Origin of the sequence: Caballeronia sp. SBC1 (assembly GCF_011493005.1) — a bacterium.
Classification (GTDB): domain Bacteria; phylum Pseudomonadota; class Gammaproteobacteria; order Burkholderiales; family Burkholderiaceae; genus Caballeronia.
This window is the reverse complement of the sequence record NZ_CP049156.1, coordinates 3566386-3582584: the sequence shown is the minus strand read 5'-3', so window position 1 is coordinate 3582584 and position 16199 is coordinate 3566386. Positions and strand designations below refer to the sequence as shown.

Genomic DNA, 16199 nt, shown 5'->3' with positions numbered 1-16199 from the left:
GCCGGGCAAGCGAACGCGAACGTATTTTTTGTCGGACTCATGGGGGCTGGAAAGACCACCGTGGGGCGGGCGGTCGCGCGCCGGTTACAGCGTTCTTTCATCGATTCCGACCACGAAATCGAGGCGCGTACGGGTGCCCGCATCCCGGTAATCTGGGAGGTCGAAGGCGAGGAAGGCTTCCGGCAGCGCGAAGCGGATGTGATCGACGAGTTGTCGCGGCGCGAAAATATTGTGCTGGCAACCGGTGGCGGCGCGATTCTGCGGGCCGAGAACCGGGAACATCTGAAGAGTCGCGGGCTGGTGATCTACCTTCGCGCCACGCCGCACGAATTGTGGCAGCGCACGCGGCGCGATAAGAACCGGCCGCTGCTGCAGACCGACGACCCGCGCGGCAAGCTGGAGGCGCTCTACAAGGCGCGTGATCCTCTTTATCAGGAGTGCGCGCATTTCATCGTGGAAACCGGCCGACCGACCGTGAATAACCTCGTCAACATGGTGTTGATGCAACTGGAGATGGCCGGCATCGCCAAGCCGGCTACGTCATAATGTCCGCCATGATTACCGTCAACGTCGAACTGGGCGATCGCGCCTATCCCATCCATATTGGCGCCGGGCTGATTGGCCGGGCCGAGCTGTACGCGCCGCATATTGCGGGCTCGTCGGTCGCCATTGTCACCAACACAACGGTCGATCCGCTCTACGGCGATGCGCTTCGCGCTGCCCTCGCGCCGCTCGGCAAGAAAGTCACGACCATCGTTTTGCCCGACGGCGAGGCGCACAAGAATCTTGAGACGCTCAACCAGATTTTCAGCGCGCTGCTGACCGAGCGCGCCGACCGCAAGACCACGCTGATTGCGCTGGGCGGCGGGGTGATCGGCGACATGACGGGTTTTGCCGCCGCCAGCTACATGCGCGGCGTGCCCTTTATCCAAGTGCCGACCACGCTGCTCGCGCAGGTCGATTCGTCGGTGGGCGGAAAGACTGGCATCAATCATCCGCTCGGCAAGAATATGATCGGCGCGTTTTATCAGCCGCAAGCGGTCATCGCTGATATTGGGGCGTTGCAGACGCTGCCGCCGCGCGAACTTGCCGCGGGTATCGCGGAAGTGATCAAGACGGGCGCCATTGCGGATAGCGAGTTCTTCGAGTGGATCGAGGCGAACATCGCGGCTTTGAACGCGTGTGATCCAAACGCGCTCGCGCATGCGGTGAAGAGCTCGTGCGAAGTGAAAGCGTCGGTAGTCGCGGCCGACGAACGCGAAGGCGGCTTGCGCGCCATTCTCAATTTCGGCCACACATTCGGTCACGCAATTGAGGCTGGCCTTGGCTACGGTGAATGGCTGCATGGCGAGGCAGTCGGTTGCGGCATGGTGATGGCAGCGGATCTGTCGGTGCGCCTCGGCCAGCTCGATGAAACCTCACGTGAGCGCCTCACGCGGTTGATTGCCGCGGCGAAGCTGCCGGTCAAGGCGCCGGCGCTCGGCGCGGATCGGTATATCGACTTGATGAAGGTCGACAAGAAAGCTGAAGCAGGTGAGATCAAATTCATCCTGCTCGAGCGTTTCGGTAGTACAAAAATCACGGGTGCACCAGACGAGGCAGTGCGCGCAACGCTCGCGGCCAGCGTCTGAGCGGCTGCGTTCCGCAGTAGTTGTTGCGACGAAGGTCAGTCGCGAGACGTCCGCGTTCACCAATGCGCTGCATGTCGTCCGTAGCCACGGCGGCGAAGAACACCGTCGCTCACGGCAACAGGTGAGCCGCAAGACATTCCAGATGTTGAAGCTACTCGCGCCGGCTTCGTCGACGCTGTTTTGAGGCGCGGGCCGTCGCCATGAAAAAGGCAACCGTGATTCCGAGCAAGCGCCAAGCAGCGAGAGCCAGAAAGAATTTGGCGTCGCGCTGGCTCAAGCTGGCGCTACGTCGAGGCAAAGCCGTTGCCGCGAAAAATACGACCAAGCCAGACCAGGCCAATACCCAAGCAGAAACAACGAAACAACCACGCAACGACGATTCGGAGCAGCCGGTGAGCGACAAGACATTCCAGTTTTCCAGCATCACGCCGACGTCCTTTGCGCTTGAGGCGCATCTTGCGCCGTATGCCGCGCATTCGGCCGAGTCGCGTGGCCGTCGCTTCGAAGAAAAACCACCCGTTGCGCGCACCGAGTTCCAGCGCGACCGTGATCGCATTGTTCACTCCACGGCGTTCCGCCGTCTCGAATACAAGACGCAGGTTTTCGTGAATCACGAGGGCGACCTGTTTCGCACGCGCCTGACGCACAGCCTGGAAGTTGCGCAGATTGCCCGTTCCGTGGCGCGTAACCTGCGCGTGAACGAGGACCTGGTCGAAGCAATTTCGCTGGCGCACGATCTTGGTCATACGCCGTTTGGTCATGCCGGACAGGATGCACTGAATGAATGCATGCGCGATCACGGCGGTTTCGAGCACAACCTGCAAAGCCTTGTGGTCGTCGATGAACTCGAAGAACACTACGGCGCGTTCGACGGCCTGAATCTTTGCTTTGAAACCCGCGAAGGCATTCTCAAACACTGCTCGCGTGAAAACGCGCTGCAGCTCGGGGCGTTGGGCGAGCGCTTTCTGAATCGCAAGCAACCGTCGATAGAAGCCCAGATCGCGAACGTAGCCGACGAAATCGCGTACAACAATCATGATGTCGACGACGGCCTGCGCTCCGGCCTTATCACCCTCGACCAACTCGCAGACGTCGCGTTATGGCAAACGCACTACGAAGCAGCGCGCGGCGAGTATCCGAATATTGAAGGGCGAAGACTGATTCACGAGACCATCCGCCGGATCATCAATACGTTGATCGTGGATCTGATCGAGTCGACGAGCGAGAACCTGGCGCGGCTCAATCCGCAGTCCGTCGATGACGTGCGCGACGCTCCGGCGCTGGTCACGCACAGTGAGACAGTTGCCGCCCAGGCGACTGAACTCAAGCGCTTCCTTTACAAGAACCTGTATCGCCACTACCAGGTCATGCGGATGGCTAACAAAGCGGGCCTCGTGGTGAGCGGGCTGTTCAAGGCGTTCAACGACGACCCGCGTCTGCTGCCGCCGGCTTACCAGGCGCGCGGACCGATCGCGGAGGAGTCGGCCAACGACCCCCGCGGTAGCGAGACTGCTTCGGGCAGCACGCAAGCGCGCCTGATCGCGCATTACATCGCGGGCATGACGGATCGATACGCATTAAAAGAATACGGACGTCTATTCGTCATAGACGACAATTAGAATCCCGCGTTTCCAGGCGCGTTCCGCGTTTGTCCCACCAAAAAAAACTCCACCGGGGTTCAAGGAGAGGTTACTCATGAGTAGTCGCAAGCTGCTGGCCGGCGCCGTTTCCATTGCCGCCGTATTCGCGTTTGGCGCCAGTCAGGCGCAGGCCGCCACCGAAATCCAGTTCTGGCATGCGATGGAATCCGCGCTCGGCGAGCGCGTGAACGACATCGCAAACGACTTCAACGCGTCGCAAAGCGATTACAAGATCGTGCCGGTCTTCAAGGGCAGCTACGACCAGACGATGGCTGCGGGCATTGCCGCGTATCGCAGCGGCAACGCGCCGGCGATCCTGCAGGTGTACGAAGTGGGCACGGCCACGATGATCCAGGCCAAGAAGGCCGTCATTCCGGTCTCCGACGTCTTCAAGCAAGCCGGCGTCCCGCTCGACGAAAAGGCATTCGTACCGACCATTGCCAGTTACTACAGCGACTCGAAAACCGGTCACCTGATTTCGATGCCATTCAACAGCTCGACACCTGTCCTCTATTACAACAAGGACGCGTTCAAGAAAGCCGGCATCGATCCGACCCAGCCGCCGAAAACCTGGAGCGAACTCGAAGCCGATGCGAAGAAGCTGAAGGCGATCGGCATGTGCGGTTATTCGTCGGGCTGGCAGAGCTGGATTCAGTTGGAGAACTACAGTGCGTGGCACGGCTTGCCGTTTGCATCGGAGAATAATGGCTTCGATGGCACCAACGCTGTGCTCGAATTCAACAAGCCGCTGCAGATCGCGCACATCCAGTTCCTGCAGAACATGGCGAAGGAAGGCACGTTCACGTACGTCGGCCGCAAGGACGAGGCGGTATCGAAGTTCTATAGCGGCGATTGCGGCATCCTGACCAACTCGTCGGGCTCGCTTGCCAACATCAAGAAGTATGCGAAGTTCAACTTCGGCACGGGCATGATGCCGTACGACGCGAGCGTAAAGGGCGCACCGCAAAACGCGATCATTGGCGGCGCGAGTCTTTGGGTTCTGTCCGGGAAAGATCCGGCAACGTACAAGGGTGTCGCCAAGTTCCTGGCTTACCTGAGCTCGCCGGCTGTTGCAGCTAAATGGCATCAGGACACGGGTTATCTGCCGGTCACGAAAGCCGCGTACGAGCTGACGCAAAAGCAGGGCTTCTATGAAAAGAATCCCGGCGCCGACACCGGCATCAAACAGATGCTGAACAAGCCGCCTCTGCCGTTCACCAAGGGCTTGCGTCTGGGCAACATGCCGCAGATCCGTACGATCATCGACGAAGAACTCGAGCAGGTCTGGGCGCAGAAGAAAACGCCGAAGGACGCACTTGATTCGGCGGTGTCGCGCGGCGATGACCTGCTGCGCCGCTTCGAAAAGGCCGGAAGCTAAACTCGCCATGGAAAAACGATCGCGGTTCAATACGAGCCTGCTGCCTTATTTGCTGGTCGCGCCGCAACTCGCCATCACCGCGCTCTTTTTTCTGTGGCCGGCCGGCGAGGCGCTGTGGCAGGCCACGCAGACCCAGGACGCGTTCGGCACATCGAGCGAGTTTGTCGGACTGGCGAATTTCAAGCAGATCTTTACCGATCCGCTTTACCTCGCGTCGTTCAACACGACCATCATCTTCTGCACGCTCGTCACTGTGTCGGGCCTGGTGATCTCGCTGCTGCTGGCCGCGTGCGCCGATCGGGTGACAAGAGGCAGGAAGCTTTATCAGACACTTTTGATCTGGCCGTACGCGGTTGCGCCGGCTATTGCCGCTGTGCTTTGGTCGTTCCTGTTTAATCCGAGCATTGGTTTGGTGACTTATGCGCTCGCGAAATACGGCATTGTCTGGAACCACGCGCTGAATGGCTCCCAAGCCATGTTTTTGGTCGTGCTGGCCTCGGTGTGGAAGCAGGTCAGTTATAACTTCCTGTTTTTCTACGCCGGCCTGCAGGCCATCCCGCGTTCGCTGATCGAGGCGGCGGCCATTGACGGCGCCGGACCCGTGCGGAGGTTCTTCGGAATCGCGCTGCCGTTGCTCTCGCCGACCAGTTTTTTCCTGCTGACCGTGAACGTGGTCTACGCCTTCTTCGATACCTTCCCGGTCATCGATGCAGCCACCGGCGGCGGTCCTGCGCAGTCCACAAAAACGCTCATCTACAAGATTTTCGCCGAGGGTTTCCAAGGCCTCGATATCGGCAGTTCCGGCGCGCAGTCGGTTGTGCTGATGGTGATCGTGGTGGCGCTGACCGTTGTGCAGTTCCGCTTTATTGAACGTCGGGTGCAGTACTCATGATCGAGAACCGTCGCGGTTTCGACCTGTTTTGCCACGCGGTGCTGATCGTGGGCGTGGTGCTGGTCGTGTTCCCTGTGTATATCGCTTTCTGCGCCGCCACCATGAACGAGGCGCAAGTATTCAGCGTGCCGCTTTCACTGATTCCGAGCACGCACTTGTTCGAGAACATAGCGAACATCTGGACGCACGGCAGCGGCAACGCGGCGGCGCCGTTCGGCCACATGTTGCTGAACAGCCTGGTCATGGCGCTCGTGATTTCGATCGGCAAGATCACTATCTCCATGTTGTCGGCCTACGCCATTGTGTTCTTCCGCTTCCCGTTTAAAAACCTGGCCTTCTGGCTAATCTTCATCACGCTGATGCTGCCGGTGGAAGTGCGTATTTTCCCGACGGTCCAGGTCGTTTCATCGATGCATCTCAGCAACACGTACGCCGGGCTGACGCTGCCGCTGATTGCATCGGCGACGGCGACGTTCCTGTTCCGCCAGTTCTTCATGACGCTGCCCGATGAACTGATGGAGGCGGCGCGCATCGACGGCGCCGGGGCATTGCGGTTCTTGTGGGACGTCGTGCTGCCACTGTCGAAGACGAACATTGCGGCGCTGTTCGTGATCACGTTCATCTACGGCTGGAACCAGTATTTGTGGCCGATCCTGATCACCAGCGACCAGTCTCTGCAAACCGCGGTGGTTGGCATCAAGAGCATGATCGCTTCCGGCGACACCGCCACCGAATGGCATCTCGTCATGACCGCGACGCTGCTGGCAATGTTGCCGCCGCTCGCGGTGGTACTGACGATGCAGCGCTGGTTCGTGCGTGGTCTCGTCGATTCCGAAAAATAACGGAGGCTCATTCAATGATCCTTGAAGTTGCTCAATTGCCGGTGAAGGCGGGCGAAGAGGCCGCGTTCGAAGCGGCGTTCGCTGAAGCCGAAAAGATCATCTCGACGCAACCGGGTTTTCTCTCGCACGAACTGGTACGTGGCGCTGACGCGGACAACGGTTCGCAGTACGTGCTGCTCGTGCGTTGGGAAACGGTCGCGGCGCATCAGGAAGGTTTCCGCAATTCCGCCGGCTATCAAACGTGGCGCGAGTTGCTGCATAAATTCTATGAACCGGGTGTCGCGGTCGCGCATTTTGCGACGGTCGCGGGCGCCCTTAAATGAAGGCGGGTCGATGGCTGCACTGAGCCTTCAAGGCGTCAAGAAAACCTACGACAGCAAGCAGTTCGTTCTGCACGGCATCGACGTGGAAGTAACGGACGGAGAATTCGTCGTGATGGTCGGGCCGTCCGGCTGCGGGAAATCGACTCTGCTGCGGATGGTCGCGGGGCTGGAAAGCGTGTCCGAAGGGACGATTTCCATCGGCGAGAAAGTGGTGAACACGCTGGAGCCGAAGGACCGGGACATCGCGATGGTGTTCCAAAACTACGCGCTGTATCCGCACATGAGCGTCGCGCAGAACATGGCGTACGCGCTGAAGATCGGTGGCGTCAGCAAATCGGAAATCGACCGGCGCGTGCAGAATGCCGCGAAGATCCTGGAACTCGAACCGTTGCTCGCCCGCAAGCCGCGCGAGTTGTCCGGCGGCCAGCGGCAACGCGTGGCAATGGGACGCGCGATCGTGCGCGAACCGGCCGTGTTTCTGTTCGACGAACCGCTGTCCAACCTCGACGCCAAGTTGCGCGTGCAAATGCGCCTGGAAATCCAGCGGCTGCACGCGCGTCTCGCGACCACGAGCCTGTACGTCACGCATGACCAGATTGAGGCGATGACGCTCGCGCAGCGCGTGATCGTGATGAATCGCGGCCGTGCCGAGCAGATCGGGCCGCCGACCGAAGTCTACGAACGTCCGGCGACGGTGTTCGTCGCGAGTTTTATCGGCTCACCAGCGATGAATCTGCTGGAAGGCCGTGTCTCGGACGACGGTTTGAGCTTCGATGTCGCGGGTAACGGGCCGCGCCTGCCGCTCGTGGGCATGCAGTCGCTGCAGCAGGATCTGAAGGGCCGCGAGTGGGTGCTGGGCATTCGGCCGGAACACATGCTGCCGGAGCAGCAGAGCGCGCATGTCACGTTGACGGTCGATTCCTGTGAACTACTCGGCGCCGATAATCTGGCACACGGCCGTTGGGGCAAACACGACGTCGCGGTGCGTTTGCCGCACGAACATCGTCCGGCGCGCGGCGAGGCGCTGGAAGTGGCGCTGCCGGCTCACCGTCTTCACATCTTCGATCCGGCGACCGGTTTGCGCGTCAATTAAGGGATAAAAGAAATGAAGAACTGGCCTTATCCGCGCATCGTGGCGCATCGTGGCGGCGGGAAAGTCGCGCCGGAAAACACGCTCGACGGCATTGATACCGGCGCGCGGCTCGGTCTGAAAATGATCGAGTTCGATGCGAAGTTATCGGCGGACAACGTTGTGTTTTTGCTACATGACGATCTGGTCGACCGCACGTCGAACGGGCGTGGCCCGGCGAAAGACCTTCGCTACGAAGAGCTTGAGCAACTCGATGCCGGAAGCTGGTTCGATCCGAGTTTCGCGGGTGCGCGCATGCCGACGCTCGCTCAAGTGGCGGAACGGTGTTTTGCGCACGGATTGGCGGCGAATATCGAAATCAAGCCGTGCGAAGGGCGCGATGTCGAAACGGGCGTTCTGGTGGCGCAAGAAGCTGCGCGGCTGTGGACGGGCGCAGAACCGGTGCCGCTGTTGTCGTCGTTTTCCTACGCTGCGCTTGAAGCCGCCGCCGGCGCTGCGCCTGATTTGCCGCGCGGCATGCTCTACGAAGCCATACCCAGCGACTGGCGCGCCCAAACTGCCGCGTTGGCGTGTGTATCGCTGCATGCGGACCACAAGACGCTGGACGAGCGTCTGGTCGCGCAGATAAAGGATTCCGGCTTGCGGATCCTGGCCTACACCGTGAACGACCCAGAGCGAGCGCGCGAGCTCGCGAAATGGGGCGTGGACGCGATCTGCACGGACCGTATCGACATGATCGGCGCGAATTTTCTGGACTGAGCTGAAACGAGCGAGCATGTAAAAAACGCGCGCCGGAAGTGATTCCCGCGCGCGTTTTTCTCATCGATACCAGCAAAACCCAAGCAAAAGGCTTATCGCGCGCGGGCCAGCAACACGCCTGCGACCAACGCCAGACCGCCCACCAGGGCAATGGTTTGCCACGGTTTATCGTGAATATAGGTGTCCGCATCGGCCAAGGCCGAATTCGCGCGAGCGCGTACCGCGTCGTGCGTATTATTCAAACGCGCGCGTGCTGAATCCACGCTCTTGCTCAACTGCGACCGCAGCGCGGCGACGTCCGCTGACGTCCCTTCCGACAACGTTTCTTCAATCTCCGAAATCAGCGTGCGCAACTCGCCGCCAATGTCCTGCGCCGCGTCGCGGCTGTGACGCGAAATACGGCGTGCGCGGCGGCTGGTGGAGTTCCATGAATCTCCGATGGCATCTCGCGTATTGGGGAATGCGTTCATAGGATCGCTCCAAGGATGGATGAATCGTGAATGGGCCGCAAAGTTGCGGAAAAACACAAGGTGAGCAATTTGGATGCCGATTAAGCGGCGGCGTTCAACATTGCACGCTCGCGCTATGTCACGCAAGGCTTCCAGCGAAAAGCAGAAAATCAGAAAAAGTAGAAACTGCCCGGATTGGCCCGGAAAAGTGCTCGATGCAAGTCATATTTACAAGCGCTGAAAGACAAACGCCATCGCGAGAATTCCTCGCAATGGCGTTGTTCTTGGCTTGCTTTGACGGAACAGCGTGAAAAACAGGTTGGGTGCAGCCTTTTAGAGCCGCATTTAGAACCGCTTTTAAAACCGATACCCGACGTTCAGGTACGTCACGATCGGATTCAGCTTCAATTTTGCTTCGGTGTTGACGGTGAGCTGGCCAACTGGCGTCTGCGCCTGCGTCGTCAACTTTGCCGTGGCGTGGAGGGGCACGAAGGAGATGGAGAAACCTGCGAACCAGTGGTCGTTGAAGGCGTATGTAAGGCCTGCATTAAACACGGGCGCCCACGAACTATCCGTCGATACGTCGGTCGGACCATGCAGTACGTTGGTTTCGAAGGAGCTATTCGTGATCTTTGCGTCGGTGAACCACACGCGCGTTACGCCAATGCCCACGTACGGGCGAATCTTCGACTGCGGTTGCATGAAGTAGTACTTCAGGAGCAACGTGGGACTCCACTGCTTGGCCGAACCCAGCGTGCCATATTGCGAGTAGGATTTTTGGCCTTCCAGGTTGAACGTGGGCGGAATGCCGAGAACGAATTCGCCAGCAATATGGTCGGTGACAAAGTAGCCAGCGGTGAAGCCTGCAGTGTCGGCGCTAGAGAGGCTCGCGCCAGTGTTAGGTACTTCAATGCCGACTGGCGATCCGCCTACGCTCGTTTCCTTCAGCGGGCCGCTACTGGAGATAGGTGCAAAGTGGAACCAGCCGGTGGTGAGGTAAAAAGTGTTCGCCGACTGTGCATGTGCTGCGCCAGACACGCACGCAAATGCGGCGACCCCCGTAACAACCCGTTTTATTTTCATTGAGTGCTCCTCCGAAAAAGCACGCTAATTATGAACAGAACATTTGAAACAAACCATGCTTCGCCTCAGAGCGTTTTCCCTAAGAAGAATGCTGGCTCCAATTGCGTTAGCGCGATGCCAGACTCCTGATTTTCCCGGCTGACGCATGGGTTGATGCGTGGGTTGATGCATCCCCCGCACGACTTGAACGAAAAATTTCAAGGTGGCCCAGAATGTGGCTTTGACGGACCGCCGGAATACCCGACCAACGCTCGACCAACGGAAAATCCAGCATGGCACGGCTAGCACGACTCTACGTTCCCGAACAGCCGCAGCATGTCATCTTGCGCGGTCTCGACCAGCAGCCGGCTTTCGTCGAAGCTCCGGACTACGAGCTTTTCATCGAATGCCTGCGCACGGCCTCCCGCGACCACCATCTCGCCATCCACGCTTATGCGCTGATGCCAGGCGCGGTGCATCTGCTTGTCACTCCCCGCGACGAAGCCAGCCTCCCGAAAGCCATGCAGGCGGTCGGCCGGCGCTACGTCGCGCATTTCAATCGCCGTTATGCCCGCCGCGGCACCTTGTGGGAGGGCCGCTACCGGGCAACGGTGATCGAAGGTGAAACTTACTTCCTGCTCGCGAGCCGGGTGGTCGAGATGGCGCCGGTGCATGCCGACCTCGCGGCCCTCCCGCAAGACTACAAATGGTCCAGCTACCGCCATCACATTGGCTTGACGCTCGACAGCCTCATCACCGACCACCCGTTGTACTGGAAGCTCGGTAATACGCCCTTCGAACGACAGCGCGCCTATACGGAGCTGTGCGAGCAGCCGCTCGACGAACGCGAAGCCAACCGGCTGCTTCAGGCGACGCTCAAGGGCTGGGTGCTCGGCAGCGACTCCTACAGGGAGTGGGCAGGGCGTGCCGCTAACCGGCGCGTCTCACCGTTGCCTCGCGGCCGCCCTCGCAAGGTCCGCGAGACTCCTCAGACCCGTTAACGGTGTTTTCGCGCCGGAACTGAAGAATGACTGAACGGCATGACGACAAAAATCGGCATGCCGTTTATTTTTTGCTGAATTTGATATGGAACTAATTAAATGGGGCAAACATGCACCAACTCGATAATAGGTGTCAGATCAACGTGTTTTGATTGCCAACTTTTTGATTCATCGCGTATATTTCGTTTTCCGGCAGCTCAGGACGCATCGCGTCTGTTTGCACGACCGGCTTCGCGTTTGTCGCTCAGGTTCAGGTTCAGGGTCTTGGCCTGCCGGTGGCGCGAGCAAAACACACAAGCAACACAAAACATGTTCAACGGCCGCTCGCGGCCCCCCACAGAACACGGTGACCCATGAACGACCAACTGCCGCCGACTCTCGGTTCCGCTCCCGCCGCGCAGGGCATGTATGACCCCGAAAACGAACACGACTCCTGTGGCGTCGGCTTCGTCGCGCACATCAAGGGCAAGAAGCGCCACGAAATCATCCAGCAGGGTCTGAAGATCCTCGAAAACCTCGACCATCGGGGCGCAGTCGGCGCCGACAAGCTGATGGGCGACGGCGCAGGCATCCTGATCCAGATCCCCGACGGGTTTTATCGTGAGGAAATGGCGAAGCAAGGCGTGACGCTGCCGCCGGAAGGCGAGTACGGCGTCGGCATGATCTTCTTGCCGAAGGAAAACGCGTCGCGTCTCGCGTGCGAGCAGGAACTGGAACGCACGGTGAAGGCCGAAGGCCAGGTCGTGCTCGGCTGGCGCGATGTGCCCGTCGACGCCACCATGCCCATTTCGCCGACCGTGAAGGCCAGCGAGCCGCTGATCCGGCAGATCTTTATTGGCCGGGGCAAAGACATTGTTGTGACGGACGCGCTCGAGCGGAAGCTGTACGTGATCCGCAAGACCGCCAGCCATCGGATCCAGGCGCTCAAGCTCAAGCACGGCAAGGAATACTTTGTGCCGTCGATGTCGGCGCGCACGGTCGTCTATAAGGGCCTGCTGCTGGCCGGCCAGGTTGGCGTGTATTACCGCGACCTGCAGGACGAACGTACGGTATCGGCACTCGCGCTCGTGCACCAGCGCTTCTCCACGAACACGTTCCCCGCGTGGGAACTCGCGCACCCGTACCGCATGATTGCGCACAACGGTGAAATCAACACCGTGAAGGGCAACGTCAACTGGCTGAACGCGCGTACCGGCGCGATTGCCAGCTACGTGCTGGGTGACGACCTGCCGAAACTCTGGCCGCTGATCTATCCGGGCCAGTCGGACACGGCATCGTTCGATAACTGCCTTGAACTCCTGGTCATGGCGGGTTATCCGCTCGTCCACGCAATGATGATGATGATTCCCGAAGCGTGGGAACAGCACACGCTGATGGACGACAACCGCCGCGCGTTCTACGAATATCACGCTGCCATGATGGAACCGTGGGACGGCCCTGCGGCGATCGCGTTCACGGACGGCCGCCAGATTGGCGCCACGCTGGACCGTAACGGCCTGCGTCCGGCGCGTTATGTCATCACCGACGACGACCTCGTGATCCTCGCATCGGAATCGGGCGTCTTGCCGGTGCCGGAATCGAAGATCGTGAAGAAGTGGCGTCTGCAGCCGGGCAAGATGTTCCTGATCGACATGGAGCAAGGCCGGATCATTGACGACAAGGAACTCAAGGACAACCTCGCGAACGGCAAGCCGTACAAGAGCTGGATCGACGCCGTGCGCATCAAGCTCGACGAAATCGAGCCGAAGGCTGAAGAGGTCGACACGCAGCGCCGTGAAGCGGCTGCATTGCTGGATCGTCAGCAGGCGTTCGGCTATACGCAGGAAGACGTCAAGTTCCTGATGGCGCCTATGGCGCAGTTGGGCGAAGAAGCCGTTGGTTCGATGGGGAATGACTCGCCCCTCGCGGTGATGTCGAACAAGAACAAGACGCTGTATCACTACTTCAAGCAGCTTTTTGCGCAAGTCACGAACCCGCCGATCGACCCGATCCGCGAGAACATGGTGATGTCGCTGGTGTCGTTCGTCGGCCCGAAGCCGAACTTGCTCGATACGACCAACATCAACCCGACGATGCGTCTCGAAGTCTCGCAGCCCGTGCTCGACTTCAAGGACATCGCGAAGATTCGCGCCATCGATAAATACACCGGCGGCAAGTTCAGCTCGTATGAACTGAGCATCTGCTATCCGGTGGTCTGGGGCAACGAAGGCGTGGAAGCGCGCCTCGCTTCGCTGTGCGCGGAAGCCGTGGATGCGGTGAAGTCCGGCTACAACATGCTGATCGTCTCCGATCGCAAGATGGATCGCGACAACCTGGCTATTCCGGCGCTGCTCGCGACCTCGGCTATCCACACGCATCTCGTGCAGCACGGTCTGCGCACGAGTACGGGTCTGGTCGTGGAAACGGGCTCGGCGCGCGAGACCCATCACTTCGCGTTGCTTGCAGCGTACGGCGCGGAAGCCGTGCATCCGTACCTCGCGCTGGAAACGCTCGCTCAAATGGCCGAAGGCCTGAAGGGCGATCTTTCCGCCGATAAAGCCATCTACAACTACACGAAGGCCGTGGGCAAGGGTTTGTACAAGGTCATGTCGAAGATGGGCATTTCCACGTACATGTCGTACACCGGCGCGCAGATTTTCGAAGCGGTCGGACTGGCTAGCGATCTCGTGGAGAAGTACTTCAAGGGTACGGCATCGAAGGTCGGTGGCATCGGCATTTTCGAAGTGGCCGAGGAAGCGATTCGTCTGCATCGTGAGGCGTTTGGCGAGAACCCCGTGCTCGCGACCATGCTCGATGCAGGCGGTGAATACGCGTATCGCGTGCGTGGTGAAGAGCACATGTGGACGCCTGACGCCATCGCCAAGCTGCAGCATTCCACGCGCAGCAACTCGTACCAGACGTACAAGGAATACGCGCACCTGATCAACGACCAGACCAAACGTCACATGACGTTCCGTGGTTTGTTCGAGTTCAAAGTCGATCCGGCGAAGGCGATTCCTTTGGACGAAGTGGAACCCGCGAAGGAAATCGTCAAGCGTTTTGCGACCGGCGCCATGTCGCTGGGTTCGATCAGCACCGAAGCGCACGCCACGCTGGCTGTGGCCATGAACCGTATCGGCGGGAAGTCGAATACGGGTGAAGGTGGTGAAGACGCGAACCGGTATCGCAACGAACTGCGCGGCATTCCGATCAAGAACGGCGACACGATGAAGTCCGTGATCGGCGACGAAGTCGTCACCGATATCCCGTTGAAGGACGGCGATTCGCTGCGCTCGCGGATCAAGCAGGTTGCATCCGGACGCTTCGGCGTGACGGCGGAGTACCTGTCGTCGGCTGATCAGATCCAGATCAAGATGGCGCAGGGCGCGAAGCCGGGCGAAGGCGGACAACTGCCGGGTCATAAGGTCAGCGAATACATCGGCAAGTTGCGGTATTCGGTGCCGGGCGTGGGCCTGATTTCGCCGCCGCCGCACCATGACATTTATTCGATCGAAGATTTGGCGCAGCTTATTCACGATCTGAAGAACGTGAACTCGTCATCCAGCGTCTCGGTGAAGCTGGTGTCGGAAGTGGGCGTGGGCACGGTTGCCGCTGGCGTTGCGAAGGCGAAGGCAGATCACGTCGTGATCGCGGGCCACGATGGCGGCACGGGCGCTTCGCCGTTGTCGTCGTTGAAGCACGCGGGAACGCCGTGGGAACTGGGGCTTGCCGAAACGCAGCAGACGCTGGTGCTCAACCGACTGCGCGGCCGTATCCGCGTGCAGGCCGACGGCCAGATGAAGACCGGCCGCGACGTGGTTATCGGTGCACTGCTCGGCGCCGATGAATTCGGGTTCGCGACCGCGCCGCTCGTCGTGCAGGGTTGCATCATGATGCGCAAGTGTCATCTGAACACGTGCCCGGTCGGCGTTGCGACGCAAGATCCGGTGTTGCGCGCCAAGTTCACGGGACAGCCGGAACACGTGGTGAACTTCTTCTTCTTTATCGCAGAAGAAGTGCGCGAAATCATGGCGCAACTGGGCATTCGCAAGTTCGACGATCTGATCGGCCACGCCGAATTGCTCGATACGAAGAAGGGGGTCGAGCATTGGAAGGCGAAGGGTCTGGACTTCTCGAAGGTGTTCTATCAAGTGCCGAACGACGGCAGCATTGCGACGAAGCACGTTGAGACGCAGGATCACGCGCTTGAGAAGGCGCTGGATCATGTGCTGATCGAGAAGTCGAAGGCGGCTATCGAGAAGGGCGAGCACGTGTCGTTCATTCAACCGGTGCGTAATGTGAACCGCACGGTCGGCGCGATGCTGTCTGGCTTGATCGCACGGAAGTACGGCCACGACGGCCTGCCCGACGACTCGATCCATATCCAGTTGAAGGGAACGGCGGGGCAGAGCTTCGGGGCGTTCCTGGCGAAGGGCATCACGCTTGATCTCGTCGGCGATGGCAACGACTACGTCGGCAAGGGTCTTTCGGGCGGCCGAATCATCATTCGCCCGACTAACGACTTCCGCGGCAAGTCGGAAGAAAACATCATCTGCGGCAACACGGTGTTGTACGGCGCGATTGAAGGCCAGGCGTATTTCCGCGGCGTCGCGGGCGAGCGTTTCGCCGTGCGCAACTCGGGTGCGACGGCGGTCGTGGAAGGCACTGGCGATCACGGTTGCGAATACATGACCGGCGGCACGGTGGTTGTGCTCGGGGAAACCGGGCGCAACTTCGCGGCGGGCATGTCGGGCGGCGTGGCGTTTGTCTTCGATGCAGACGGCACCTTCGGCGGCAAGTGCAACAAGGCGATGGTCGCACTCGATCCTGTCTTGCAGCAGGCAGAACAGGAACGCACGGTGGATCGGGCTTTGTGGCACACGGGCAAGACCGACGAAGCGTTGCTCAAGGACCTGATCGAGCAGCACTTCCAGTCCACCGGTTCGACCCGTGCGAAAGCGTTGCTCGAGAACTGGGATGCATCGCGTCGTCAATTCGTGAAGGTATTCCCGACCGAGTACAAGCGCGCGCTTGGTGAGTTGGGCGCGAAGAAAGCGAAGGATGCGATCGCGGCGTGAGCGTTTGCTGATCTGATTTAGTACGGCCCTTCGGCGTTGAGCGTCGAAGGGTGGATTAACCCCCAATACAGAGAA

The 16199-nt window shown here is 59.8% G+C and carries 13 protein-coding genes; 11 read left to right on the top strand and 2 right to left on the bottom strand.

Going from position 1 to position 16199, the window contains the following annotated elements:
- Positions 1–39 precede the first annotated feature (39 nt).
- The 9 genes from SBC1_RS15965 to ugpQ all read left to right on the top strand — a co-directional run bounded on the left by SBC1_RS15965 (position 40) and on the right by ugpQ (position 8555).
- Complete coding sequence (locus SBC1_RS15965; RefSeq protein WP_370469634.1) at positions 40–546, top strand: shikimate kinase; 507 nt, start codon at positions 40–42, stop codon at positions 544–546.
- 8 nt (positions 547–554) lie between these two features.
- Entirely contained in the window at positions 555–1631 is a 1077-nt protein-coding gene (gene aroB, locus SBC1_RS15960) for a 3-dehydroquinate synthase (RefSeq protein WP_165988915.1), read from the top strand.
- 392 nt (positions 1632–2023) lie between these two features.
- Positions 2024–3250: a deoxyguanosinetriphosphate triphosphohydrolase gene (locus SBC1_RS15955; protein WP_165093431.1), complete on the top strand. Its 1227-nt coding sequence runs from the start codon at positions 2024–2026 to the stop codon at positions 3248–3250.
- Between the two features lie 76 nt (positions 3251–3326).
- Positions 3327–4649, top strand: a complete 1323-nt coding sequence (gene ugpB / locus SBC1_RS15950; protein WP_165092697.1) for a sn-glycerol-3-phosphate ABC transporter substrate-binding protein UgpB — start codon at positions 3327–3329, stop codon at positions 4647–4649.
- A gap of 7 nt (positions 4650–4656) precedes the next feature.
- Positions 4657–5541: a sn-glycerol-3-phosphate ABC transporter permease UgpA gene (gene ugpA, locus SBC1_RS15945; protein ID WP_165092696.1), complete on the top strand. Its 885-nt coding sequence runs from the start codon at positions 4657–4659 to the stop codon at positions 5539–5541.
- Complete coding sequence (gene ugpE, locus SBC1_RS15940; protein WP_165092695.1) at positions 5538–6383, top strand: sn-glycerol-3-phosphate ABC transporter permease UgpE; 846 nt, start codon at positions 5538–5540, stop codon at positions 6381–6383. The genes ugpA and ugpE overlap by 4 nt, the downstream gene beginning before the upstream one ends.
- Positions 6384–6397: 14 nt before the next feature.
- Entirely contained in the window at positions 6398–6706 is a 309-nt protein-coding gene (locus SBC1_RS15935) for an antibiotic biosynthesis monooxygenase (protein WP_165988492.1), read from the top strand.
- 10 nt (positions 6707–6716) lie between these two features.
- The gene (locus SBC1_RS15930; RefSeq protein WP_165988490.1) at positions 6717–7799 is read left to right on the top strand and encodes a sn-glycerol-3-phosphate import ATP-binding protein UgpC; all 1083 of its coding nucleotides are present in this window, start codon (positions 6717–6719) and stop codon (positions 7797–7799) included.
- Between the two features lie 12 nt (positions 7800–7811).
- Positions 7812–8555, top strand: a complete 744-nt coding sequence (ugpQ, locus tag SBC1_RS15925; protein WP_371826739.1) for a glycerophosphodiester phosphodiesterase — start codon at positions 7812–7814, stop codon at positions 8553–8555.
- A gap of 92 nt (positions 8556–8647) precedes the next feature.
- Here the strand turns inward: ugpQ and SBC1_RS15920 are convergent, their stop codons facing one another.
- Entirely contained in the window at positions 8648–9025 is a 378-nt protein-coding gene (locus SBC1_RS15920) for a YqjD family protein (RefSeq protein ID WP_165092692.1), read from the bottom strand.
- 336 nt (positions 9026–9361) lie between these two features.
- Entirely contained in the window at positions 9362–10087 is a 726-nt protein-coding gene (locus SBC1_RS15915; protein ID WP_165092691.1) for an OmpW family protein, read from the bottom strand.
- A 272-nt stretch (positions 10088–10359) separates the two neighbouring features.
- Between SBC1_RS15915 and SBC1_RS15910 the strand changes: the two genes are divergently transcribed.
- On the top strand, positions 10360–11067 hold the full coding sequence (locus tag SBC1_RS15910) for a transposase (protein ID WP_165092690.1): 708 nt from the start codon (positions 10360–10362) through the stop codon (positions 11065–11067).
- Between the two features lie 353 nt (positions 11068–11420).
- Positions 11421–16124, top strand: a complete 4704-nt coding sequence (locus SBC1_RS15905; RefSeq protein ID WP_165092689.1) for a glutamate synthase-related protein — start codon at positions 11421–11423, stop codon at positions 16122–16124.
- Positions 16125–16199 lie beyond the last annotated feature (75 nt).

Excerpts from the sequence above, each read along its gene's own strand:
- ugpA (WP_165092696.1), top strand. The coding sequence starts at position 4,657 with ATGGAAAAACGATCGCGGTTCAATACGAGCCTGCTGCCTTATTTGCTG.
- SBC1_RS15930 (WP_165988490.1), top strand. The coding sequence starts at position 6,717 with ATGGCTGCACTGAGCCTTCAAGGCGTCAAGAAAACCTACGACAGCAAG.
- ugpE (WP_165092695.1), top strand. The coding sequence starts at position 5,538 with ATGATCGAGAACCGTCGCGGTTTCGACCTGTTTTGCCACGCGGTGCTG.
- SBC1_RS15965 (WP_370469634.1), top strand. The coding sequence starts at position 40 with ATGGGGGCTGGAAAGACCACCGTGGGGCGGGCGGTCGCGCGCCGGTTA.
- SBC1_RS15920 (WP_165092692.1), bottom strand. The coding sequence starts at position 9,025 with ATGAACGCATTCCCCAATACGCGAGATGCCATCGGAGATTCATGGAAC.
- SBC1_RS15910 (WP_165092690.1), top strand. The coding sequence starts at position 10,360 with ATGGCACGGCTAGCACGACTCTACGTTCCCGAACAGCCGCAGCATGTC.
- ugpQ (WP_371826739.1), top strand. The coding sequence starts at position 7,812 with ATGAAGAACTGGCCTTATCCGCGCATCGTGGCGCATCGTGGCGGCGGG.
- aroB (WP_165988915.1), top strand. The coding sequence starts at position 555 with ATGATTACCGTCAACGTCGAACTGGGCGATCGCGCCTATCCCATCCAT.
- SBC1_RS15915 (WP_165092691.1), bottom strand. The coding sequence starts at position 10,087 with ATGAAAATAAAACGGGTTGTTACGGGGGTCGCCGCATTTGCGTGCGTG.
- SBC1_RS15935 (WP_165988492.1), top strand. The coding sequence starts at position 6,398 with ATGATCCTTGAAGTTGCTCAATTGCCGGTGAAGGCGGGCGAAGAGGCC.
- ugpB (WP_165092697.1), top strand. The coding sequence starts at position 3,327 with ATGAGTAGTCGCAAGCTGCTGGCCGGCGCCGTTTCCATTGCCGCCGTA.
- SBC1_RS15905 (WP_165092689.1), top strand. The coding sequence starts at position 11,421 with ATGAACGACCAACTGCCGCCGACTCTCGGTTCCGCTCCCGCCGCGCAG.